The sequence below is a fragment of the Legionella pneumophila subsp. fraseri genome (assembly GCF_000586315.1).
GTDB classification, from domain to species: Bacteria; Pseudomonadota; Gammaproteobacteria; order Legionellales; family Legionellaceae; genus Legionella; species Legionella pneumophila_B.
On sequence record NZ_KK074227.1, the window covers coordinates 147,310 to 170,852 of the forward strand.

Here is a 23,543-nt window from a genome sequence, read left to right on the forward strand (position 1 = left end):
CAATCAATTGATAAGTTGTTTTCCTTGAATGATACTATATTTTCTTAACTATAATTGCATCACTGACATTAGAAAAGCCATGTACATTGAGTTGGAAACTATCAATCTTCGCATATAATTGACTGGAACTTCCGCCATCCAAATTGATTGCATCACTACAGGATAATGGAGGAGCTCTCATAATTTGAGCTAATTGTCTGGTTGACATGGCTGCATTTGTTGTAACTAGTATAATCACTTTGCCTTCGTCAGTGATACCTAAAGCCGTTCTGTCAGCAACCCCGGCCTTAAGAGAAGGGATATTTCCTCTGATTAATAATCTGGGTCCGCTTTGAATAGCAAAATCAATGTTACTGTCATAATGAAAATTGCGTATGTTAGTAATGCGAGGCTTATTATCCTTAACATAAAAAATTCCCCACCAGCTAATGCGTTTTAAGGGATTTTCCTGTTTTTTATTGTTAATCCTAAGCCCCAGAGGATTGAATTCATGATCAAAAAATCCACCATTGATACTGAGTAAAGCTTTACTGTGTTCGGCAAATTGATCAACAGATGCATTTTTTTGAGCAAGGTTTTTGGCTGTCACCAGCGCCATCTGATTTTTATTAAGATCGATACGAAATACATGAATGTGAGACCACGGATTTAACAAGCCTCCTTCGAGATCCTGATATTCAATACCTGGAGTAAGTTCTTGCCAATGACCGGCAGAGTAGGAAGTAAAAGGAATTACAATGGCGAGTGCTAAAATAAGCAAGTGCCATAAATTCAATCTGTTTGCAGGATAAACATTGGTTTGCGAAGACATGTTATTGTATCCTTATGTACATCATTCAACACCACGGAATCTCATATGCAAATTAAATCGCAAAATAACAATAGTGAAGTATATAAGTCAACAACAGATTTAAATCGAGTGATAAAAGATGTTTTAGAACTTGCCAAAAAAGAAGGTGCCACCGATGCAGCAGTAGCGGTAAATTATGATCGAGGTTTTTCAGTCGATGTGAGAATGGGGGAAGTGGAGACAGTCGCTTTCAGCGAAGATAAAGGAGTTGGTTTAACCGTATACATAGGTCAACGCAAAGGGGGCGCAAGTAGTACTGATACATCTCCTGAAGCATTACAATCTTTGGTTAAGGCAGCCTGTGAGATAGCGAAGGTTAGTGCTCAAGATCCTTGCTTTGGATTAGCGGATAAAGAATTGATGACAAAGAATCATCCAGATCTTGATTTATATCATCCTTGGGATATTACCCCACAACAAGCTATCGATTTGGCATTGAAATGCGAATCACATGCCTTGTCTTTAGATAAAAGGATTACTAATTCAGATGGTGTTAATGTTTCTTCCTATGAATCACATCACGGTTATGCCAACACGCGTGGTGGAGAGGGATTTATTCATAGTACTCGACATAGTATAAGCTGCTCGGTAATTGCCAAAGAAGGTGATGAAATGCAAAGAGACTATGATTATACGACTGCCAGAAATGCAGAGAATTTAGTCGCAGCCGAGTTGATAGCAGCCAAGGCCGTTGACAGGGCACTAAGCCGTCTGGGATCAAAACAAATTAAAACACAAATGACTCCTGTTATTTTTTCTTCAAGAGTTTCCAGTGGGTTATTGGGTAGCTTTGTGAGCGCTATTAGTGGTTCGAATTTATATAGAAAGAATTCTTTTTTGCTTGATTCCATTGGACAACAACTGTTTCCGGAATTTGTGCGTATCTACGAACAACCACATTTAAAAGGTGCTTTGGGGAGCGCCTCTTTTGATGGAGAAGGGGTGCCTACGCGACCCAATGTTTTAGTTGAGAAGGGACGTTTGCTTCAATATGTTCTTGGCAGTTATTCGGCGCGAAAAATGGGTTTAAAGACAACCGCAAACAGTGATGGTGTGCATAATTTAACCATTGACCCTACTTGCGGGGATCTAGGTGATCTTTTGAAAATGATGCAGAAAGGCTTGCTGGTTACAGAACTAATGGGGCAGGGTGTGAATGGTATTACAGGAGATTATTCACGTGGAGCAAGTGGATACTGGGTTGAAGATGGGGTCATACAATATCCGGTTGATCAAATTACTATTGCAGGGAATCTTAAAGAAATGTACCGGATGATACTGGCAGTAGGAAGCGATATTAATCCTAATATTTCCATGCGCTGTGGCTCTATTTTAATAGAAAAAATGATGGTTGCCGGGAAATAAAATGCTAAACCATGGAGGTTAACCGCTTACTCTGTAATCTTGGTGATAGTTCCTGAAATTTTTAGCGATATACCTATAAGTCTACCCTGGCTGCCTGCAGCCAGCTTTTTATAAATTTCAGCAGATTTTCTTTAATGAAAACAGAGAACAGCTATAGAAATTGGATAGAACGCATTTAGCCTTTATCGCGAAAGATGATACGACCTTTTGATAAATCGTAAGGGGTTAGTTCTACCTTAACCTTATCTCCAGTCAGAATTCTAATATAATTTTTTCTCATCCGGCCTGAAATGTGAGCCGTAACGATATGTCCATTTTCCAACTCAACGCGAAACATGGTGTTGGGTAGTGTATCTATAACAGTACCAGCCATTTCAATGTGATCTTCTTTTGCCATATGTCTCTCAAATGATGTATCAAATTTTTAAAAGTGAAATAGTGCACTAAATTGCGGAAAATGGCAATCCAGTCTTGCAATTACATTTTTTAAAGATATAGCGCAAGACCCATTATTGAGAGATATTCAATTATTTTACCAGACAGTATCCAGCCTCTAGCCATCCTTGCAATCCAGTGTTCAAAGAAGATACATTGGTATATCCCATTTTTTGTAAATTATCGGCTACTAAAGCACAGCGATAACCCCCGCTGCAATAAACTACAATGCTGCTTTGTCTGTCTGCAATAATTTTTTCAATGTCACGCTCAATAATCCCTTTGCTTAAATGAATTGCATTCGGGATTTTGCCTGTTTTCAATTCATCTTCTTCACGAACATCTATTATAATTAATTTTTCATGGTTATCGATTTTACTTTTTAAAATTTGAGGACTTATTTCATTTATACGTGTTTTAGCTTCTGCTACCAGTTTTAAAAAACCTTGTGAATGTTGCTTCATGCCTGTTCTCACTCTATTTAGTTTTGGTTATCGATAAAAAAATTTAATTAATAGACCAATTTCCTTTTTTATCAGGGTATTTTAAAGTGTCCTGTAACCTATGAAGAAATTCTTTTCGACCTATTATTTTTGCGCCAAGGCTCATTAAATGTAAGGTTGGCAACTGGCAATCAATGAAATCAAAATTCCATGATTGCATAATACTACATAAAAAATACAGGGCGACTTTAGATGCATCTGTTATAGTATGGAACATCGATTCACCAAAGAAAGCATGCCCAAGGCTGATTCCATAGAGCCCACCAACAAGCTCGGAACCATCCCATATTTCGAAGGAATGTGCATACCCCATTTCATGCAATTGGATATATGTTTCTATCATTTCACTAGTGATCCAGGTTTTATTAGTCCTGTCTGAACAAGTTGCACAGTATGAAATGACTCGTTGAAAAGCAGTATCGATAGTCAGTTTAAATGGTTTTTTTAGAGTTTTTTTTAAACTTCTGGATATTTTAAATTCGTCAGGTATTAAGATCAGGCGCGGATTAGGTGACCACCAAAGAACAGGGTTGCCGGGTTCATACCAAGGGAAAATTCCTTGAGAATAGGCTTGCAAAACTCGCTGGGGTGTCAAGACACCCCCAATAACTAATAAACCCTGTTTATCACTTGTTTCCGGGTCAGGGAAAGTGTAGTCGCTATCGTAGGCCAATTTTATATTGAATCCAGGTACTTTTCAGCATCCAGGGCTGCCATGCATCCAAATCCTGCTGATGTAATAGCTTGTCGATAAACATGATCAGCAACGTCGCCACAAGCAAATACTCCAGGAACGGATGTGCTTGTTGCCATTCCATCAAGTCCTGACTTAATCAAGATATAACCGTCTCTCATAGCCAGCTGATCTTGAAATATCCCAGTATTTGGTGTGTGTCCGATGGCTATAAAAATGCCATCCATTGCAAGTCGATCAGTTTCATCCGTTTTAAGGTTACGAATTATGGCTCCTGTGACTTTTTTCTCATCACCCAGTACTTCATCAAGGGTTGAGTTCCATATTATCTTGATGTTACCAGAATGTGCCTTTTCAAAGAGTTTATCCTGCAATATTTTTTCTGCGCGCAAACTGTCTCTTCTGTGAATCAGCGTCACTGAAGAAGCCAAATTTGATAAATAAAGCGCCTCTTCAACTGCGGTATTTCCCCCTCCAATTACGCAAACGGTTTTATTGCGGTAAAAAAATCCATCGCAAGTAGCACATGCTGAGACACCTCGTCCCTGGTAGGCAGTTTCTGAGGGTAACCCTAAATAACGAGCAGAGGCGCCTGTCGCAATAATTAACGCATCGCAGGTGTAAGTAGTACTATCCCCCTGAAGTGTAAAGGGAGCTTGCGCTAAATCAGCTTTGACAATATGATCGAATATGACCTGAGTATCAAAGCGTTCCGCGTGCTTTTGCATACGCTCCATTAGCGCGGGGCCTTGTAACCCTTCAATATCGCCGGGCCAGTTGTCTACATCAGTCGTGGTTGTTAATTGTCCACCAGGCTGCATTCCGGTGATTAAAACGGGATTCAGATTGGCTCTTGCGGCATAGACTGCAGCGGTGTAACCTGCTGGACCTGAACCGAGTATGATTAAGCGATGGTGGTTGCTTATGCTCATTGTCTCCGCCTTCCTTATTTTTTGTGTTAAGATGGCAAATATTATGACAAAAATAAAAACATTAAAATACCTATGGCAAAACAACATTCGGGAAAACAGGCTGGAATCCCTAAAAAATCCATGCCAGGCTTTATAATAAAACGTCTGTGTGAAGGCAGTTTTATATTAATTTTGACAGGAGCCCTTTTTATTCTCTTGTCTTTATTTACGTATTCAACCAATGATCCAGGTTGGTCTCATGCTTCCCGTTCTGGTGTGTCTGTTTCAAACTCCGGGGGACAAGTTGGTGCTTATATTGCGGACGCTCTTTATTTCGCATTTGGATATTTTGCTTTTTTATTACCAATAGCATTTGTTTACATTGCCTGGGCCATTTTGAAGGACTTTCGCTCTTTTAAAGCGCTGGACAAAATGGTTCTGGTACTAAGAACAGTTGGTTTTGTCCTCATGGTTTCTGGAGGTTGCGGTTTACTGAGCATAAATCATCGCTTTGAAGCAGTAGATACTATTCACAGCTCAGGAGGTATTATTGGACAAACAGTTGGCAACGGTTGGTACCAAATGCTAAATGTGGAAGGAGCTACTTTACTTTTATTAGCAATGTTTCTTGTGGGAACAACCTGGCTAACCGGATTATCCTGGATAAAAGCAATTGAGTTAATCGGATATTACACGTTAAATCTTTATACATTTCTTGATAAATTCATTAGAAAAGGAATGCAATTTGTTTCTGATAACGTTAATAAAGAAAAATTAAAACAACCATTGAGCAAACCTGAACCACTCTCCAAACCTGATAATGAAAAAAAGAAATCTATCCCTAAATTATTCCAGGACAAGAAAGATAAAGAACATGAAAAAGCAATACCTATTTTAATTGCAAGTGAAGAAAAACCTGAAATTGTCAGAGCCATCAATGAATTCAAGGAAATTCGTCCCCCTAAAACGACGATACCTGGAACTCTTCCCAGTTTGACATTATTGGATAAAGGTCAACCAGGGAAGCCGATGGGGGGGTATACTCATGAGGAATTAGAAAGTCTTTCAAGAGATGTAGAGCAACATTTACTCGATTTTGGTATTCAAGCGGATGTTGTCGCTGTTCACCCTGGGCCAGTTGTTACCCGATTTGAATTGCAATTAGCAGCAGGAGTCAAAGTGAGCAAACTGACTGCTTTGGCTAAGGACTTGGCTCGCTCATTATCTGTTGTTTCTGTACGAGTTGTGGAGGTTATTCCTGGTAAAACAGTAGTGGGACTTGAATTACCCAATCATTCACGCCAAATGGTCAGGTTATCTGATGTGTTATCTGCTGATGTATATCAACAATCTCATTCTCCTTTATCTTTAGCCTTGGGAGTTGATATTAGTGGGCATCCTATGGTGGTTGATTTGGCAAAAATGCCTCATTTGCTGGTTGCAGGAACAACAGGCTCTGGTAAATCAGTTGGTATTAATGCCATGATTTTAAGTATTCTTTTTAAAGCAAGTCCAGAGCAAGTGCGTTTAATTATGGTCGATCCGAAAATGTTGGAATTATCAGTTTACGATGGGATTCCACATTTGCTTACCCCCGTTGTTACTGATATGAAAGAGGCAGCAAGCGCACTTCGTTGGTGTGTTGAGGAAATGGAAAGGCGTTATAGGCTAATGGCTGCGTTAGGTGTTAGAAATTTAGCGGGGTATAATGCTAAAATTGCGGAAGGGGTAGCTAATGGTCATCCATTGTTAAATCCATTATGGAAACCGGTCGATTCTATGGATGAAACAGCGCCAGAACTTCAAGCATTACCTTATGTAGTTGTTGTAATTGATGAACTTGCTGACATGATGATGGTTGTTGGCAAAAAAGTGGAACAGTTGATTGCGCGTATCGCACAAAAAGCCAGGGCAGCAGGAATCCATATGATTCTTGCGACACAAAGGCCTTCGGTGGATGTATTAACCGGTTTAATTAAGTCCAATATTCCAACACGAATCTCATTCCAGGTGTCTTCAAAAATTGATTCACGTACTATACTTGACCAACAGGGAGCTGAGCAATTGCTCGGACATGGTGATATGTTATACCTGGCGCCAGGGAGCGGGGCTCCTTTACGTGTGCATGGCGCTTTTGTTGACGATAAGGAGGTTCACCGTATTGCGGATGACTGGCGGTCAAGGGGAGAGCCTGATTATATTGATGATATTCTTAAAATGGGAAATGAAAATGGAGACGGTGCTTTCGATGAGGACAGTGGAGGTCAATCCGTAGAAGACGATGATCCTCTTTATGATCAGGCGGTAGAGTTTGTAATTCAGACACGTAAGGCTAGTATTTCTGCGGTGCAGAGAAGGTTAAAAATCGGTTATAATCGTGCTGCCAGAATGATAGAGGAAATGGAGAGGACAGGTATAGTCGGTCCATTGGATGGTGGGTATCGTGACGTATTAGTAACATCAGTGACTGAGGACTGAATATGAATAAATTGTTTCTCTTTGTGTTGCTCATTTTTTCGGGTGAAGTGTTTAGCCAAACCTCTGCTGAAGTACTGCAAAGTAAATTAAATGCTATACAAACTATGACTGCAAATTTTAGTCAAATTGTAAAAGCAAAGAATCGTGAGGTATCACGCTCTTCAGGCTCCATGGCATTACAACGTCCAGGGCGATTTCGCTGGGAAACAAAAGACCCACTGGAGCAGTTAATTGTCGCAGATGGTCAAAAAATGTGGATTTATGATGTGGACCTTGAGCAAGTTACAGTGAAAAATCAGGAAAAAGGATTAGGAGGTACTGCTGCGTTGTTTTTGAGTGGTTATGATGAAACTCTGACTCATGATTTCGATGTGAGTGAAAAGCAAACAGGAAAATTGACTGTTTTTGATTTGAAATCCAAATCCGCAAAAGAAAATTTTCAAAGGATTAAGTTAATTTTCAGTCAAAGCACTTTGATTGGTCTGGAGTTATATGATCAGTTAGGTCAAATTACTAATGTTAAATTAGTGCAAATTAAGGCAAATCCCAAATTGTCTGCCAAGTTGTTCCAATTCAAGCCTCCTAAAGGGGTTGATGTGGTAAAACAATAATTTCAATGTTGATTTATGAGCCTATTCAATAAAGAACCTGATCCACCATTGGCTGAAAGTTTAAGGCCTCAGCATATCAATGAGGTCATAGGTCAAAGTCATTTGCTTGGAGAGGGTAAACCCCTAAGACTTTGTTTTATGGGCTCCAAATTGCATTCTATGATCTTATGGGGGCCACCAGGGGTCGGTAAGACTACTATAGCAAGATTAACCGCACAGGCTTTTGATTGTGAATGGATAGCATTATCAGCTGTGTTTTCGGGTGTTAAGGATATTCGAGCTGCGATTGAGAAAGCGCAGGAATATTTAATTCATGATAAACAGACTATCTTGTTTATTGATGAAATTCATAGATTTAATAAAGCTCAGCAAGATGCCTTATTACCTTATACAGAATCAGGTTTAATTACTTTCATTGGGGCAACTACAGAAAATCCGTCTTTTGAGGTTAATCCAGCGTTATTATCACGGGCGCAAGTTTATGTTTTAAAACCGCTATCGGAGCAGGACTTAAAACTCTTATTTCTTAGGGCTCACCAAAGAGCTTTATCTTCTCTGCAATTTACAGAGGAAGCCATTGCTTTTTTAATTTCTTGTGCTGATGGAGATGCCAGGCGATTACTCAATTTGCTTGAGCAAACAAAAGCAGCCTGCCTGACAATTAAAACAGTAACTGTTGATGTAGATCTTTTGCATAATGTGATAGTACAAAGTGGTCGACGTTTTGATAAAGGCGGAGAAGCATTTTACGATCAGATTTCTGCTTTACATAAGTCAGTACGAGGCTCTAATCCTGATGCGGCACTATATTGGCTATGTCGAATGCTGGACGGCGGAGTGGATCCATATTATTTAGCCAGACGTATTATTAGAATGTCATGGGAAGATATAGGATTAGCAGATCCAAAAGCAATTCAAATCGCTAATGATGCCGCTGATACTTACGAGAGGCTTGGCTCACCAGAGGGTGAGCTCGCTTTGGCACAAGCTGTGATTTATTTGTCTGTCGCTGCCAAGAGTAATGCTGGATATTTAGCATTTAATCAAGCTATGGAATTTGTAAAAAAGGACAAGTCAAGAGAAGTTCCAATTCACTTGAGAAATGCCCCTACTCAATTGATGAAAAAACTAGGTTATGGTCATGAATATCGATATGCTCATGATGAACCCTATGGTTATGCTGCAGGCGAGCGTTATTTACCTGAAGGAATGCAAGAGGTTAATTGGTATAATCCAGTACAAAGAGGTTTAGAAACTAAAATTGCAGAAAAGCTCGCTTTTTTGCGCCAATTAGACAAAGATGCGAAAAAGAATATTTGAATTATTCCCTATTTAAGCCAGGTTAGGTTTGTCACCCAATTTTACCCCGAAGAAGAAGTTTAATCGACATTGATATCCAGTGAAGTATAAAGAGCATGTCAAAATTCTGACTGTATGAGTTACAGATGATGTTTTAAAGTCTCATGGATCTCATTTACAATGATTTAAAAATTACAAATTGTTTATAATTTTAAATGTTTTCAGAAAAATCTTATTATCAATTAGTTAATTAATTGATTTTAAATACATTTTAATTTTGGCCTAAACTTTGCTTGAGACATTACTATAATAATTAAAATGAATACCATGCATTATTCAACTTATCAAACTTGTGCGGTCAAACCTCAGATAGACTTATCCGAATGGGATATTTTGTCCAGTTTACCTACTGCCTTGGTAATTTTGAATGCCCAGGGCAAAGTAGTTTGGTTAAATCCTTCAGCTGAAGCGATGCTTGGTTATGGATTAATTGGTTCAGTATGGTTAGATGTGATTCAAAAAGCATTTGTTCCAAGAGCTGATGATGGGCACGAAGTATCTCTAGCTGATGGAAGACGTGTGCACGTGGCCATTTCTTCTTTAGAGAGTTTACCCGGTATATTGATTACTTTGTCTGATATTACTGCAAGCAGAGATTATGAAGAGGCCAAAGAAAATGAAAAACGATTGGTTTCTATTGGGACAATGACTGCGCAATTGGCTCATCAGATTAGAACCCCCTTATCTTCTGCCATATTGTATACCGAGCATTTAAATAATCTCCCGAATTTGGATCATCGTATTAAAAACTGGATTCACAGATTGCAAGAGTGCCATGCGAGCATAGAACAGCAAATTCAGGATTTATTATTATTTGCTAGAGGAACTTCCATCGAACCCAAATATGTGGATATGGAGTTTTGGTGCTCTCAATTAATACAAAGAGCTCAGCCATATATTGAGTCTTATGCGGCTGTCTTACACGTTAATAACCATCTTATTACTCGTGAATCATCCATACATGGAGAGTCTTTAATTGGAGCAATTTTGAATCTGATAATCAATGCGCTGCAGTCTGATGCGACCCAAATTGATTTAACGCTTGCATCCATGGATGATTCAGGTATACAAATATCAGTAGAGGATAATGGAAACGGGATGTCTGAGGAAGTCAGGGCACAAGCATTTTCGCCATTCTATACAACAAAAGCACAAGGCACAGGTCTCGGATTAGCAGTAGTTTTTGCTGTAGTAAAAGCGCATGGTGGTCGAGTGACTCTTGAGTCGACTGAAGGTATAGGAACACAGGTAACTATTTATTTACCTTGCCTGAATAGAAACGTAGGATAACTTTATCAAACAAAGGATTTTCTATGAGCCATGTTTTAATAGTTGAAGACGATTCAGTATTACGAGAAGCGTTGGCTGAGACTATGACTATCTCAGGCCATACCTATATCACTGCTAAAGATGGTAAAGAGGCATTATCGCTTCTTGAATTACATAATCCGAGTGTTGTACTCACTGATATAAGAATGGATAAATTAGATGGAAATCAGTTATTAAATGAAATACAAAAAAAGAGGCCAGGCCTGCCGGTTATTTTAATGACAGCCTATGGCTCTGTAGAAGATGCTGTTACAGCCATGCGACATGGTGCTGTTGATTATTTGCAAAAACCGTTCAGTGCACAAGTCTTAATTGAAAAAATAAAGCAGTATATAAAAACTGATCTGAGCGATGAGGATAATGATCCTATTGCACGGGATCCTAAAAGCCAGGCCTTACTGACAATGGCTTTGAGAGTCGCTCAATCGGATGTGGGTGTTATGATTAGTGGAGAAAGTGGTACCGGAAAAGAAGTGCTCGCACATTTTATCCATGATCATTCTTATCGAAGTAAACAGCCTTTTATTGCAATCAATTGTGCTGCAATTCCTGAACAAATGCTGGAAGCAACCTTGTTTGGTTATGAAAAAGGTGCTTTTACCGGAGCCTACAAATCTACTCCTGGTAAGTTCGAGCAAGCCCAAGGCGGGACTTTACTTTTAGATGAAGTGAGTGAAATGTCCTTAGGTTTGCAGGCAAAATTGCTTAGAGTCTTACAAGAAAAGGAAGTAGAAAGAATCGGTTCAAACAAAATAATAAATCTTGATGTACGCATTATCGCTACGACAAACAGACAATTAAAAGAAGAAGTTGAAGCAGGGCGTTTTAGAGAGGATCTTTATTATCGATTGAATATTTTTCCTTTGCAATGGCATCCATTAAGAGAGAGAACAAGTGATATTATACCATTAGCGAATTATTTAATTCGTAAACACTGTCAGCATAAGCAACCAATAGTCCCAGTCATTAGCCCAGCAGCTCAAAAAGCAATGTTATCTTATTCCTGGCCAGGTAATGCACGAGAACTGGACAATGTTATACAAAGGGCTCTGGTGCTACAGACTCAAGGCATCATCGAAGAAGAACATTTGCAGATAACGAATTCAACTACCATCCCTTCGCAAACGAAGACAATGGGTAAGAGTAAAAATTTACAGATACATGAATATGAACTTATAGAGAAAACATTATTAGAAAATGAAGGCAACAGACAAAAAGTTGCTGCATTATTAGGGGTTAGCGAAAGAACTTTGCGCTATAAGCTCGCAAAAATGCGTGAAGAAGGATACGTGGTTTAACAGAGGCTAAGAAAATGAGCGATATTAATACAGTAAATTTAATCAATCAAATGAAAACTCTGGCTGCCCAGGCTGAGGGCATAAAACTGGATTCTGGTTTAAATCAAGCTTCTTTCAGTTCGGTTTTTCAACAGGCATTGAATCAAGTCAATGAATTGTCACAAACAGCAGATGGTTTAAAGACCCGCTTTGAAATGGGTGATCCTAATGTGTCTCTTGGAGAAGTAATGATAGCTAGTCAAAAATCCAATTTAGGGTTTGAAGCGACATTAAGAGTTAGAAACAAATTGGTACAAGCATACCAGGATATTATGAACATGCCAGTTTAGTTTAATATTTTGGGTAGTAGAACTTTTTCAACAGATAAATATTATCAAACTCAATAACAGGTTCTTATGAGGTTTTTCAATGCCATAATGAGTTTGAAAATATTCTCTGTAAAGTTTTAAAACCCAGAGTGAAGTGTTCTGGAAAAAAGGATAAAAATTACAGGAGTAAATCATGGCATTGGCTGATAATGCTTCAGTAGCAGCTACGAAATTTGCAAGCTTATCTATACCACGCCAAATTGGAGTGTTGTTTGGATTGGCTGCAAGCATTGCAATAGGTGTGGCAGTGGTTCTATGGTCTCGCGATCCAAGCTATGTTCCATTATATAGCCAGATCAATGCGCAGGACTCATCGGAGATTTTAACTATTTTAGAACGCAATGGCATTGACTTCAAAATTGACAAGAACAATGGGTTATTGATGGTGCCTGTCGATGAGTTGCAAGGCGCGCGTTTGAAATTGGCTGCGCAAGGGTTGCCTCGCGATACGGCTATTGGCCATGATCTTTTGGGCAGCAGCGGTGGCGTGTTTAATACCAGCCAATTTATGGAAAACGCCCGATATAAACAAGCTCTTGAGGCAGAATTAGCACGTACGATTAGTAAATTTAATAATATTAAATCGGCCAGAGTCCACTTGGCAATTCCAAGGGAGTCAGCATTTGTAAGAGATTCACAAGAGCCTAGTGCTTCTGTATTTATTGATGTGTATTCTGGATTTGAAATAAAAAAACATACTATTGCAGCTATTGTTAATTTAGTGGCATCAAGTATTCCGAATTTAAGGGCAGGAAGAGTAACTGTTGTTGATCAAGATGGGCAACTGTTAAATGAAGGTAGCGGATATAATCTATTTTCAGAAACTGAGCGTTTTCTTGATTACAGACAAAACCTGGAGCATCAATACGCTCAAAAAATTCAGGATATCTTAACTCCAATATTGGGATATGGCCGCGTCAGGGCCAAAGTATCTGCAGACATTGATTTTACCAGTTATGAGCAAACTCAAGAGTTGTTTAATCCGGAACTTTCCGCTTTACGCAGTGAACAAACTATGCAAGAGAGTCGTAATGCGTCAAATGAAGCAAGCGGGGTTCCTGGAACATTATCAAATACTCCGCAACCGAATACTTCTCTTGGGCAAAAAAATAATCCTCAACAAAAAGCAACACCAAATAACTTGCCTCAGCAAACATCATCAGATCAGATGCAAGCAAAAGATGTTCGCATGCAAACCACTAAGAATTTCGAATTGGACAAAACAATAAGCCATACGAAAAATCAGCCAGGAACAATAAAACGCTTGTCGGTTGCTGTATTGGTAGATAATAGACCTGTAATGAATGATAAAACCAAGAAACTGGAGAAGAAACCTCTAGCTAAAGAAGAAATTGAGCAGATAAAGTTATTGGTCTCCGATGCTATAGGATTGAATATCAAGAGAGGAGATAGCTTGAATGTAATTAACAGCAGTTTTGTAAAGCCAGATCCTATAGAAGCAATTCCAGAAGAACATTTTTGGCAAAAAGACAGTTTTTGGTCTGTGATTAAGCAGATTGGTGGGGCTCTTTTTATATTGGCAATGATATTTGGTGTACTAAGGCCTATGTTAAAAACTTTGGCAAGCAATAAAGACATGGACCAAGCTCCTAATAATCAGGATTCAGGGGACTTTACATTGGATGGAAGAATATCATTTAAGGATGTTCAGGATTATGAAACTCAGCTAAGTTTACTTCGTCAAGTGGTTGATAAAGAACCCAAGCGCGTTGCACAAGTAGTGAAATCATGGGTTGATCGGGGGTAATTATGGACGGAATAGAGCGAGCAGCTATTTTATTGTTGAGCATGGGAGAAAAAAACGCTTCAGAAGTATTAAAGCATTTAGAGCCCAGGCAAGTACAGAAAGTTGGGATGGCTATGTCAACCATGAATAGTGTGAGCAAGGCGAAAATGCAGAACGTTCTGATTGACTTTATCAGTGCAATCGAAGATCAAACGAGCTTAACTGTAGATACAGAACATTATCTCAGAACCGTTCTCATAGAGGCTTTGGGGGAAGAAAAAGCAAATCCATTTATTGATAGGATATTGGTATCAAATAAAGACAGTGGTTTGAATAAACTGAAATGGTTGGATGGACGTTTGATAGCCGAAGTGATTCGTAATGAGCATCCTCAAATCATTGCCACTATTTTAATTCATCTGGATAGTGAGCAATCCGCTGAAGTGGTTAGTTACTTTAGTGCAGAAAAAAGAGCGGAAGTGTTATTACGAATGTGTAATATTGATACAGTAAAACCTGAAGCAATTTCTGAACTCGGACATGTGATTGAAAAGCAGTTAAGTGGTCAAACTACAGGTAAATCATCTTCTGTCGGTGGAATTAAAACCGTAGCGGATGTGATTAATTTTTTGGATGGCGCTATGGAAGAAGAAGTGCTGGAGAGAATTAAAGATTGGGATGAGGAGTTAAGCGAAAAGATAAGAGACAAGATGTTTGTTTTTGAAAATATCAAAGACATGGATGATAGAAGTGTACAAACTTTATTGCGAGAGGTGACGTCTGATCAATTAAAACTGGCATTAAAGGGTACTACTGAAACAACGAAAGAAAAAATCTATTCGAATATGTCAAAGCGAGCTGCGGATCTTCTCAGAGATGACATCGAGGTTCAAGGACCAGTAAGAGTTAGTGATGTGGAACGAGCTCAGAGGGATATTTTAGCTATAGCAAGGAACCTGGCTGAAGATGGCAAGATCAGCTTGGGTGCAAAGGGGGGGGACGAGTTAATTTAGTCGTTTTCATAAGTTGGGCTTTAGCCATTTTATGTAAATAGTAAGGATCATTGAAATGAGAATCTGTTAAATTTGCTTTTTATTTGTTCTAAGTGGTTGTTTTTGGTATTATTTGGGCCTAGGATAAGGTTAAGCAGCTATGTCAAATGAATTTGAACCATATAATAAACAGGTTAAAAATATTGAATTTACCACTTGGGAGTATCAGCCTTCCAAAGGCACAGAGCATTCGCAGCCTGATGAAGAAGAGTTGATTAATGAACTGGAAGCAGTCAGGAAGGAAGCTTTTCAAAAAGGTTATGCAGATGGGTTGCAACAGGCGCAAGAAGAAATTAATACAATCAAAGCAGAGCTGTCCAAATGGCTGGATTTAATTCAAAAACCCGTTCAAATTTTAGATGAGCAACTGACGCAGGAAATCATTCAGACCATCATCTGGTTAAGTCAACATTGTGTCGCTATCGAGCTTTCTGTTAATACAGATAAACTAAATGATTTATTGAATAAAATAAAAGGTGAATTACCTTCTTTAAGTGGCAAGAAGTCTATAAGCATGCATCCTGATGATGTGCAATGGATTAAAGAGGCATTTCCTGAAAGCAATATCCCAGGTCTTCATGAACTGTTGGTGGCTGATCCAGCATTAAATCGCGGAGACTTCTATTTACAAGGTGAACATAGCGAATTGGATGGTCGGATTCAAACTCGTTTTACTACCTTGTTCAACGAATACATTAATAAAGAGAGTATAATCCAATTGGGCGTTACTCAGGAACAGTGATGACTATTTACCAAACACAACTCCATAAAATTTTATCAGGGGTAAGGAATAAACATCATTCCGGATTGTTGCATTGTGGTAGAATTAGCCGAGCAATAGGCTTAACCATTGAGGCAAAAGGATTTAATCAGCCCATTGGAGCGCGTTGCCTGGTTAAAATCAATGATGGACATTCTGTTCAGGCAGAGGTGGTTGGTTTTAGTAACGAAAGTGTTTATTTAATGTCTATAGGAGACATACAAGGAATAGCTCCAGGAATGAAAATCATTCCTACTGGATGCATTGCTCAAGTGAGTGTTGGCCACCAGCTGTTAGGAAGGATATTAAATGGTTCCGGAATGTTTATAGACGATGGGCCTCCTAACGAAATGGTGGAAACCTATCCATTGATAGGACAAGTGATCAATCCTTTAAAAAGAGCCCCTATTGAAGTTCCATTGGATGTTGGGATTCGTGCCATTAATGGCTTATTAACAGTTGGTCGTGGACAACGGATAGGTTTGTTCGCTGGAAGTGGAGTTGGTAAATCAGTTTTGCTTGGGATGATGACACGCTTTACTGAAGCTGATGTCATTGTGGTTGGATTAATCGGAGAACGTGGGCGCGAGGTAAAAGAATTTATTGAGTGTAACTTGGGTACAGAAGGTTTGAAGCGAGCAGTTGTAGTTGCTGCTCCAGCAGATGAAAGCCCTTTGATGCGTTTGCACGGTGCGAAGGTTGCAACAAGCATTGCTGAGTATTTTCGAGATCAAGGTAAACATGTTCTCTTACTGATTGATTCTTTAACCCGTTTTGCCCAGGCACAGAGGGAAATTGCGTTATCGATTGGTGAAGCCCCTGCTACAAAAGGATATCCGCCGTCGGTATTTGCCAAATTGCCTAAATTGGTTGAAAGAGCTGGAAACGGGACTTCAGAAGGAGGGTCAATTACAGCATTTTATACTGTCTTGACTGAGGGAGATGACTTGCAAGATCCCATAGCAGATGCGGCACGGGCTATTTTAGATGGCCATGTGGTGTTAAGCAGAGCGCTTGCGGAGCAGGGGCAATATCCGGCAATAGATCTTGAGGCTTCTATTAGCCGAGTCATGCAGGGTGTTGTCTCTGAACAACATATGAAAGATATGTTATTGTTTAAAAAATACCTGTCTGTTTATGAAAAAAACAAGGATTTAATTTTATTGGGAGCCTATGCAAAAGGAAGTGATCCCATGGTGGATAAGGCAATATTGGCAGTGAATAAACTCAAAGATTACCTGATGCAAGGAATGGATGAAAAAGTGAGCTACGATGAGAGTGTGACATCCTTAGCCAAACTGGTTTCAACTTTGGTAGGGAATGACCAATGAGCGACAGATTAGATCGTTTGATTCAGCTACTAAAAATTAAACAGGAAGCGACTCAACAGGCTTATATGGAGCTGATAAAAGCCAAGGAACAATTTAATCAAAATAAAGCAAGGCATGAACAATTAGTGGGTTACAGACAGGATTATTTACAGCAATTGGAAATATTAGGACAGCAAGGTAGCTACGTAGGGCCTTTACGTAATCGAATTAATTTTATTAATCATTTGGATACTGCTTTGGTACAATTAAATTCCTATTTGAGTCAACTTGCAAAAAACAGGATGAAAGCGGATTTAAATTATAAGCAAGCAAAAACTTCAGAAGAAGGAATAAATAAGCTAATTGAACGAGTAAAAAGAGCTGAACTGAAGCAATTACAGCGTATTGAGCAAAAGGAAACTGATGAATATGCGCAAAAGCAATGGTATAGTACTTTAAAACATGACCGATAATAACCTTTTGGCAAATAAATTTTTTAAAAAGATTTGGATGGTTTTAGCCATCTTGATAATTTTCGCGGCTGTCTTTTCCAGTGTATTTCGCGCTCTTACTCCCTGGGCTAAACAATATAAAGGGGAGGTGGAACAGCATTTGACATCACTTTTGGGTCAACCAGTTACCGTTCAAACTATGGAAACAGGATGGTATTGGTTTGAACCAGTCGTTAAATTAAAACATATAAAAATTCATGATGGTCATAATAAGTCAATTTATTTGGATAGGCTAATTGTCGGTGTTAATTTATTTAAATCCCTCTGGAATTGGCGTATTCAACCTGGTGTACTTTATATCGATGATATGCATTTGGTTTTTCGTGAAAAAGATGGACATTGGCGTATTGAGGGGATTTCAAGTAATGCAATGAACGACACTGATATTACACCTGAAAAAACCAGGGAAATATTAGATTGGCTTGCTCAACAGGAAAAATTAATTGTAAGGCATGTTTCTGCCCACTTACATTTTAATGACGGGTCATTAATTCCTGTTAACGGATTAAATCTATCGATAGTTAATAAAGGGGGAACTTATAAGATAAAGGGAGAAGCAAAACTCGAACAAACGAATGCAACCGTTTTCCAACTGCTAGGCAATGTACAATTTGATCCTGATCAAATTGAAAACACCAATGGACGTCTCTATTTTTCAGCCATTAATGTTTTACCTGCGCAATGGCAAAATTTATTGCCAAAATCCTCTATAAGGCTGGAGGGAGGTAAAGGAGATATTTCATTATGGGTTGATTTGGAGAAAGGGAATATTTCATCAATTCAAGCACAATTGAAACTTAAACGTCTGGCATGGAAATTATTAAATAAAAAAAATAGTAAGCTTATCCAATCATTTTACGCCAACATGGGATGGAAACTGGATAAACAAGGTTGGCAGTTCCAGGCAGACCATATGAAATTAAGAGTTGCAGGGGTTACTTGGCCAGAGAATCAATTGTCGATTCGTTTTAATAAAAATCAGAATACCTATCAAGTCTTTACAAAATTCCTCATTGTAGAATCATTATTATCTGGAGCAATTAATTGGCCGCCAGTTATTCAAAACGTGCTGCAGTTAAAACCGCATGGGATATTGAGTGATATTCAGGTATTAATCAAAGAAAATCAAATTAATTATATTTTAACTCGATTTGATCAATTAGGATGGAGTGCTAAGGACAACAATATTCCTGGAGTGAGTAATTTATCCGGTGTTTTAAATTGGCAGCCTACGGAAGGGCGTCTGGAGTTAGATTCCGAGAATTCAACGTTTGATATTAAAGGCTACCCTACTCAAAAACTGACGATTTTTAATGGTGCTTTTGATTGGAAAGAGTTAAATGAGGGGTTGCGATTAAGTATTGAACGCTTGGTTGCAAGTCAACCTGAGTTGACAATCAGTCTGGAAGGAGCTCTGGATCAACTGACCAAGAATTCTGTAGGCAATATTCGTTTAGCAGGCAATTTTTCTGGGAAGAATTTACAGAAATGGATGCCTTATTTACCTGCGAAGCACATGAAAGCCAAGTTATTTGCCTGGTTAAACAAAGATATTAAACGTTTAGGGCAAGCAACAGGTAAGATAACTATTAATGGAATGGCAAAGGATTTCCCATTTGATAACGGTAATGGGGAGCTTTCTATAGTAAGTCATGTTGTCGGTGGAGATATTTTAATTACTCCGGAATGGCAATTGATTAAAGATTTGGAAGGTTATATCAAACTAAAAAATAGAAACCTTGATATTGATATTGTTGATGGTGATGTTCAAGGTGTTCCACTTAAACAAATGAACTTACGTATCGATGATATTGGTAAAGATAGGGAAACCTTGTTAATTCATGGAATTGTTCATGGAAAAGCACAAAAAATGCTCAATTTTGTCATGAACTCTCCATTAAAGAAAAAATTATCGGCTTTAAAAATATTATTAATAAAGGGATTGATATCACTCAATTTGCGTTTGGAAATCCCTCTTTATCCAGAGAATGATGATAATCTGGCCCAAGGTGAATTGACTTTTGAAAATAATATAATCAACATCAAGCATCAGATGGGAGATTTTTCTGTAGGAGATGTTACTGGAAATTTATTGTTTAATGAAAAAGGTATCCAGGATAGTGACTTAACTGCTACGGCATTTGGTTATCCCCTGAATATTAAAATACAATCGGAAAAGTCTCCTCAATCATTAACTGCGATATCAATCGAAGGTGAATGCACTGTAGAATCCTTAAAGAAAAAATGGCACTTACCTATTTTCTCAGTACTTAAAGGAAATATTCTAGCCAAGGCATTATTAAAAATTACGGATGATCCTAATGACCTGGATAATATGAAGTTGAATTCTGATTTGATAGGATTGGCAGTTGATCTCCCACCACCTTTAGGAAAAACTTATAAAGAAAAAACCCCCTTACTGGTTAACCTGGATTTTAATCCACAAAAGACACTTCGTTTAAGAGTTAATTACAATGGACGATTAAGTACGGATCTTTTGATGCAAAAGCAAAAAGGCGTATTTAACTTAAAGTCAGGTCAAATACGTTTAGGTAGTGCACAAGCTGTAAGTCAGGAATATCCTGGCCTCAGTATTGCTGGTACATTAGAGGGCTTTGATTTGCAAGCATGGAAAGAAGTAATCAATAGATTCTCTAAAGAGAATGTCAACCCTTCTCTCTTGAGTTTGGTTAATATTATTGATGTAAAAATGGGTAAACTACACTTTCTGAATCAGCAGTTTGATAACATGTCTGTGTATGCGAAAAAACGTCCTGATAATGATTGGGCTGTCAATTTAAAACAGAAAAAAATCGATGCGGATTTAACCTACCATTCAGCAACAAATTCTCTGAGTGGCTTTGTCAAATACTTACATTTATCCGAAATGGGGTCTTCAATAAACAATAAAGATACTCCTTCACATGCCACTCCGGCACAAATTCCCAATTTGAATTTAAGAGTCGATAATTTTTCAATTGGAAAAATTCAAATTGGCAATATTACCCTTAAAAGTCATTCTACATCAGAACGTTGGCATATTGATTATTGCAGGGTAGATTCACCCTATTATCAAGCTAATTTTGAAGGAGAATGGATTCAGAAAGGAAAGGTTAATCAAACAAAACTACAGTCTAAAATGTACTTGAAAGATTTGGCCAAGAGTCTTGATCGTTGGGCGATTAATCCGGCGGTTGATGCGGGGAAAGGATATATAGAATTTCGCGGGGGTTGGCAAGGTACCTTATATGATTTTTCTTTGGCTAAGTTGAGTGGTTCAATGTATTTACAGCTGAAAAATGGTCGAATTACTCATTTGAGCCAGGAGACTGAAGAAAAACTTGGTTTAGGGAAGTTACTAAGTATATTGAGTTTGCAAACTATTCCAAGACGGTTAAAGCTCGATTTTAGTGATCTCTCAAATGATGGCTACAGTTTTGATATATTTAAAGGCAATTTTAATGTCAATAAGGGCATTATGAGTACTAATAACAGTTACATTGATGGGCCGGTAGCTTATGCCAGCATGAAAGGGGATCTGGATTTGGTAAGGCGATTATATGATTTGGATTTAAACATTTCACCGCATATCACTGCCAGCTTACCTGTTGTAGCTACGATAGCAGGAGGCCCAATTGCTGGTCTTGCTGCATGGATTGCAAATAAAATTATTAATCAAAGCATGCAGAAAATTGCGGGATATAGTTATAAAATTTCTGGCCCTTGGGATCAACCTGTTGTGCAACAGCTTAATATAGTGAAGAAATTGCCTTAATTAAAGGAGATAAGATTATTTAGCAAACAATTATGAAGTCACTTATGCCTCATGGAGGAATGTAAAATATTCTGCCTTGCTGAGCGAGTGGTTAAGCCTAAAGAAAATAATCAAAAATAATTATGAATACTTTAAAGTTACTATTTTCTTATTACTGGCGTCTGAGCCTATTGAAGGAAACTCCAGAAAATTCTCCTTATTCTGTTTTCCTTCTTGTAGTAATGTGTCTTCTATTCTCTATTATAATGCTGATTCAGTGGGATATCGCTGAACTTGATTTTTCCCGTGATTGGTTATTAAATTTAATGATGGCTATCAGCCTGATATTGTCTTTTATATTCTATACCTATGCTATTTTAAAGTTTCAAAATCTTGCATCCAGGCTTGTACAAACAGCAACATGTTTATTGAGTGCCTATATTATTATACATGTTTTAGCAACACCATTATTCTTAATTGATACTTATCTCTCTGCAGAGAATCTTAAAAACCCCATTTTTTTATTCATGGGTATGATATATTTGTTCATCACTTTGGGGCTTTCTATTTGGCAATTTGTAATTACGACCCATATTTATAAATTTGCTTTAGGCACTACTCCGGTGAAATCAGTTTTGGCTGCTTTTGGTTTAGTTGCTGTTAATATTTTAACCATTTCTTTTTGGCGATGACATCATGACACATTTACATATATTAGGAGTAAGTGGAACTTTTATGAGTGCTCTGGCTTTACTTGCCCGCGCTGCGGGATATAAAGTGACAGGAAGTGATGCCAATTGCTATCCACCCATCAGTGATTTACTTGCTGCCAAAGGTATTTCGTGGACTGAAGGCTATGATGATTCCACTTTAGCATTACAATCTGACATGGTTATTGTCGGTAATGCTATTAAGCGAGGAATGCCGGTTCTTGAAGCGGTTATGGAGTCGGAAAAACCATATATGTCAGGCCCTCAATGGCTTGCCGAAAATATTTTATCGAAATATCGGGTGATTGCTGTAGCTGGAACTCATGGTAAAACTACTACTACTTCAATGATTGCCTGGATTTTGGATCAAGCAGGAATGAATCCAGGATTTCTTATCGGTGGTGTGTCCAGTGATTTCAATACCAGTGCCTGCCTTGGTAAAGGGAGGTGGTTTGTCATTGAGGCAGATGAGTACGACAGTGCTTTTTTTGATAAACGTCCTAAATTTATGCATTATCGTCCACATATTGCAGTACTAAACAATTTGGAATTTGATCATGCGGATATTTATCCAGACTTGGCAGCTATTCAACAACAATTTCATTATTTATTAAGAACAATACCAAAAAGTGGTGTGGCTATAAAACCTCGAGATGATAAGGCTTTGAATGAAGTTCTATCGCGAGGTCAATTTTCGCGTATTGAAACACTGGCATTATCCGGGGACGCCGAATGGGTTGCCGAGCTGATTGAAGATAGTGGTTCAAAATTTAAAATACTGCATAATGGGGTAAGGGTTGCTGAAGTATCTTGGCCTTTAATAGGTCGATTTAATGTAGAAAATGGCCTGGCAGCAATTGCTGCTACCTGGAATGCTGGGGTAAGCCCTGAGGTTGCAGCCAGGGCTTTAGAACAATTTTCTCCAGTGAAACGAAGGCTTGAAGTTCGCTCTAACCGACATGGAATAACAGTTTATGATGATTTTGCCCATCATCCAACCGCAATTACTAAAACTATTGATGCTTTAAAAAGAAGTGGGCGCCATCAGCGTATTTTTGCTGTTATGGAGTTTGCTTCCTATACCATGAGAACAGGCGTACATGCCGGAGAAATGGCTTATGCTTTAGCTCCTGTAGATGGCGCCTATGTCTTGGATCCTCAGGATTTTAATTTAAAGGACTCTGTTAGCTCCTGGACTTGCCCGTATAAAATTTGCAAAAATAATGAAGAGATCGTTAAGGAGATCATCAATACAGTAAGAGAAGGTGACGCTGTATTAGTGATGAGTAATAGAGGATTTAATGGAATTCATCAACAATTAATCGATTCTATAGATAAACTTTTCACCCCACCACCCTACATCCCCTAGAATAACCTACGGAAAAATATATTAATTTTCTGCGTCCAAATAAAATTGGCGATTTGAAATATTTGTTGGCAAATAGTTAAATTAATAGTTGCAATATTATGTGTAGGTTGATATAAAAATTAAAAGAG

20 protein-coding genes are annotated in these 23,543 nt (G+C 38.3%); 15 read left to right on the forward strand and 5 right to left on the reverse strand.

Going from position 1 to position 23,543, the window contains the following annotated elements; genetic code table 11:
- Window positions 1–34 precede the first annotated feature (34 nt).
- Entirely contained in the window at window positions 35–811 is a 777-nt protein-coding gene (locus CC34_RS0114220) for a phosphodiester glycosidase family protein (protein ID WP_027227860.1), read from the reverse strand.
- Window positions 812–856: 45 nt separating this feature from the next.
- Between CC34_RS0114220 and pmbA the strand changes: the two genes are divergently transcribed.
- Window positions 857–2,215: a metalloprotease PmbA gene (pmbA, locus tag CC34_RS0114225; protein ID WP_027227861.1), complete on the forward strand. Its 1,359-nt coding sequence runs from the start codon at window positions 857–859 to the stop codon at window positions 2,213–2,215.
- Window positions 2,216–2,390: 175 nt separating this feature from the next.
- Here the strand turns inward: pmbA and infA are convergent, their stop codons facing one another.
- The 4 genes from infA to trxB all read right to left on the reverse strand — a co-directional run bounded on the left by infA (window position 2,391) and on the right by trxB (window position 4,779).
- Window positions 2,391–2,612: a translation initiation factor IF-1 gene (gene infA, locus CC34_RS0114230; RefSeq protein WP_010947496.1), complete on the reverse strand. Its 222-nt coding sequence runs from the start codon at window positions 2,610–2,612 to the stop codon at window positions 2,391–2,393.
- A gap of 130 nt (window positions 2,613–2,742) precedes the next feature.
- Entirely contained in the window at window positions 2,743–3,114 is a 372-nt protein-coding gene (locus CC34_RS0114235) for a rhodanese-like domain-containing protein (RefSeq protein WP_027227862.1), read from the reverse strand.
- A 43-nt stretch (window positions 3,115–3,157) separates the two neighbouring features.
- The gene (gene aat / locus CC34_RS0114240) at window positions 3,158–3,826 is read right to left on the reverse strand and encodes a leucyl/phenylalanyl-tRNA--protein transferase (RefSeq protein WP_028378103.1); all 669 of its coding nucleotides are present in this window, start codon (window positions 3,824–3,826) and stop codon (window positions 3,158–3,160) included.
- A 2-nt stretch (window positions 3,827–3,828) separates the two neighbouring features.
- Window positions 3,829–4,779, reverse strand: a complete 951-nt coding sequence (gene trxB / locus CC34_RS0114245) for a thioredoxin-disulfide reductase (protein ID WP_027227864.1) — start codon at window positions 4,777–4,779, stop codon at window positions 3,829–3,831.
- 72 nt (window positions 4,780–4,851) lie between these two features.
- Between trxB and CC34_RS0114250 the strand changes: the two genes are divergently transcribed.
- From CC34_RS0114250 to mpl, 14 genes are all read left to right on the forward strand, one after another.
- Complete coding sequence (locus CC34_RS0114250) at window positions 4,852–7,236, forward strand: DNA translocase FtsK (RefSeq protein WP_028379637.1); 2,385 nt, start codon at window positions 4,852–4,854, stop codon at window positions 7,234–7,236.
- 2 nt (window positions 7,237–7,238) lie between these two features.
- Window positions 7,239–7,847, forward strand: a complete 609-nt coding sequence (gene lolA, locus CC34_RS0114255; protein ID WP_027227866.1) for an outer membrane lipoprotein periplasmic chaperone LolA — start codon at window positions 7,239–7,241, stop codon at window positions 7,845–7,847.
- Between the two features lie 15 nt (window positions 7,848–7,862).
- Entirely contained in the window at window positions 7,863–9,167 is a 1,305-nt protein-coding gene (locus tag CC34_RS0114260) for a replication-associated recombination protein A (RefSeq protein ID WP_028379638.1), read from the forward strand.
- A 297-nt stretch (window positions 9,168–9,464) separates the two neighbouring features.
- A complete protein-coding gene (locus tag CC34_RS0114265; RefSeq protein WP_027227868.1) occupies window positions 9,465–10,496 on the forward strand; it encodes a sensor histidine kinase in 1,032 nt (343 codons plus the stop codon).
- Window positions 10,497–10,519: 23 nt separating this feature from the next.
- On the forward strand, window positions 10,520–11,833 hold the full coding sequence (fleR, locus tag CC34_RS0114270) for a sigma-54-dependent response regulator transcription factor FleR (RefSeq protein WP_027227869.1): 1,314 nt from the start codon (window positions 10,520–10,522) through the stop codon (window positions 11,831–11,833).
- Window positions 11,834–11,847: 14 nt separating this feature from the next.
- Complete coding sequence (gene fliE / locus CC34_RS0114275; protein WP_027221946.1) at window positions 11,848–12,162, forward strand: flagellar hook-basal body complex protein FliE; 315 nt, start codon at window positions 11,848–11,850, stop codon at window positions 12,160–12,162.
- A gap of 172 nt (window positions 12,163–12,334) precedes the next feature.
- A complete protein-coding gene (gene fliF, locus CC34_RS0114280) occupies window positions 12,335–13,969 on the forward strand; it encodes a flagellar basal-body MS-ring/collar protein FliF (protein ID WP_027227870.1) in 1,635 nt (544 codons plus the stop codon).
- 2 nt (window positions 13,970–13,971) lie between these two features.
- Window positions 13,972–14,961: a flagellar motor switch protein FliG gene (gene fliG / locus CC34_RS0114285; RefSeq protein WP_027227871.1), complete on the forward strand. Its 990-nt coding sequence runs from the start codon at window positions 13,972–13,974 to the stop codon at window positions 14,959–14,961.
- Between the two features lie 139 nt (window positions 14,962–15,100).
- Window positions 15,101–15,742, forward strand: a complete 642-nt coding sequence (locus CC34_RS0114290) for a flagellar assembly protein FliH (protein ID WP_027227872.1) — start codon at window positions 15,101–15,103, stop codon at window positions 15,740–15,742.
- Window positions 15,742–17,091 carry a flagellar protein export ATPase FliI gene (gene fliI / locus CC34_RS0114295; protein ID WP_027227873.1) on the forward strand — a complete coding sequence of 450 codons (1,350 nt, stop codon included), beginning with the start codon at window positions 15,742–15,744 and terminating at the stop codon, window positions 17,089–17,091. Before CC34_RS0114290 ends, fliI begins: the two co-directional genes overlap by 1 nt.
- Window positions 17,088–17,543, forward strand: coding sequence for a flagellar export protein FliJ (fliJ, locus tag CC34_RS0114300; RefSeq protein WP_027227874.1), 456 nt, complete (start codon window positions 17,088–17,090; stop codon window positions 17,541–17,543). The genes fliI and fliJ overlap by 4 nt, the downstream gene beginning before the upstream one ends.
- Window positions 17,533–21,357, forward strand: a complete 3,825-nt coding sequence (locus CC34_RS0114305) for a YhdP family protein (RefSeq protein WP_028379639.1) — start codon at window positions 17,533–17,535, stop codon at window positions 21,355–21,357. The genes fliJ and CC34_RS0114305 overlap by 11 nt, the downstream gene beginning before the upstream one ends.
- 122 nt (window positions 21,358–21,479) lie before the next feature.
- Window positions 21,480–22,028: a hypothetical protein gene (locus tag CC34_RS0114310; RefSeq protein WP_027227876.1), complete on the forward strand. Its 549-nt coding sequence runs from the start codon at window positions 21,480–21,482 to the stop codon at window positions 22,026–22,028.
- A 1-nt stretch (window position 22,029) separates the two neighbouring features.
- The gene (gene mpl / locus CC34_RS0114315; RefSeq protein ID WP_027227877.1) at window positions 22,030–23,415 is read left to right on the forward strand and encodes a UDP-N-acetylmuramate:L-alanyl-gamma-D-glutamyl-meso-diaminopimelate ligase; all 1,386 of its coding nucleotides are present in this window, start codon (window positions 22,030–22,032) and stop codon (window positions 23,413–23,415) included.
- Window positions 23,416–23,543 lie beyond the last annotated feature (128 nt).

Excerpts from the sequence above, each read along its gene's own strand:
- CC34_RS0114220 (WP_027227860.1), bottom strand. The coding sequence starts at position 811 with ATGTCTTCGCAAACCAATGTTTATCCTGCAAACAGATTGAATTTATGG.
- pmbA (WP_027227861.1), top strand. The coding sequence starts at position 857 with ATGCAAATTAAATCGCAAAATAACAATAGTGAAGTATATAAGTCAACA.
- infA (WP_010947496.1), bottom strand. The coding sequence starts at position 2,612 with ATGGCAAAAGAAGATCACATTGAAATGGCTGGTACTGTTATAGATACA.
- CC34_RS0114235 (WP_027227862.1), bottom strand. The coding sequence starts at position 3,114 with ATGAAGCAACATTCACAAGGTTTTTTAAAACTGGTAGCAGAAGCTAAA.
- trxB (WP_027227864.1), bottom strand. The coding sequence starts at position 4,779 with ATGAGCATAAGCAACCACCATCGCTTAATCATACTCGGTTCAGGTCCA.
- CC34_RS0114250 (WP_028379637.1), top strand. The coding sequence starts at position 4,852 with ATGGCAAAACAACATTCGGGAAAACAGGCTGGAATCCCTAAAAAATCC.
- lolA (WP_027227866.1), top strand. The coding sequence starts at position 7,239 with ATGAATAAATTGTTTCTCTTTGTGTTGCTCATTTTTTCGGGTGAAGTG.
- CC34_RS0114260 (WP_028379638.1), top strand. The coding sequence starts at position 7,863 with ATGAGCCTATTCAATAAAGAACCTGATCCACCATTGGCTGAAAGTTTA.
- CC34_RS0114265 (WP_027227868.1), top strand. The coding sequence starts at position 9,465 with ATGAATACCATGCATTATTCAACTTATCAAACTTGTGCGGTCAAACCT.
- fleR (WP_027227869.1), top strand. The coding sequence starts at position 10,520 with ATGAGCCATGTTTTAATAGTTGAAGACGATTCAGTATTACGAGAAGCG.
- fliE (WP_027221946.1), top strand. The coding sequence starts at position 11,848 with ATGAGCGATATTAATACAGTAAATTTAATCAATCAAATGAAAACTCTG.
- fliF (WP_027227870.1), top strand. The coding sequence starts at position 12,335 with ATGGCATTGGCTGATAATGCTTCAGTAGCAGCTACGAAATTTGCAAGC.
- fliG (WP_027227871.1), top strand. The coding sequence starts at position 13,972 with ATGGACGGAATAGAGCGAGCAGCTATTTTATTGTTGAGCATGGGAGAA.
- CC34_RS0114290 (WP_027227872.1), top strand. The coding sequence starts at position 15,101 with ATGTCAAATGAATTTGAACCATATAATAAACAGGTTAAAAATATTGAA.
- fliI (WP_027227873.1), top strand. The coding sequence starts at position 15,742 with ATGACTATTTACCAAACACAACTCCATAAAATTTTATCAGGGGTAAGG.
- fliJ (WP_027227874.1), top strand. The coding sequence starts at position 17,088 with ATGAGCGACAGATTAGATCGTTTGATTCAGCTACTAAAAATTAAACAG.
- CC34_RS0114305 (WP_028379639.1), top strand. The coding sequence starts at position 17,533 with ATGACCGATAATAACCTTTTGGCAAATAAATTTTTTAAAAAGATTTGG.
- CC34_RS0114310 (WP_027227876.1), top strand. The coding sequence starts at position 21,480 with ATGAATACTTTAAAGTTACTATTTTCTTATTACTGGCGTCTGAGCCTA.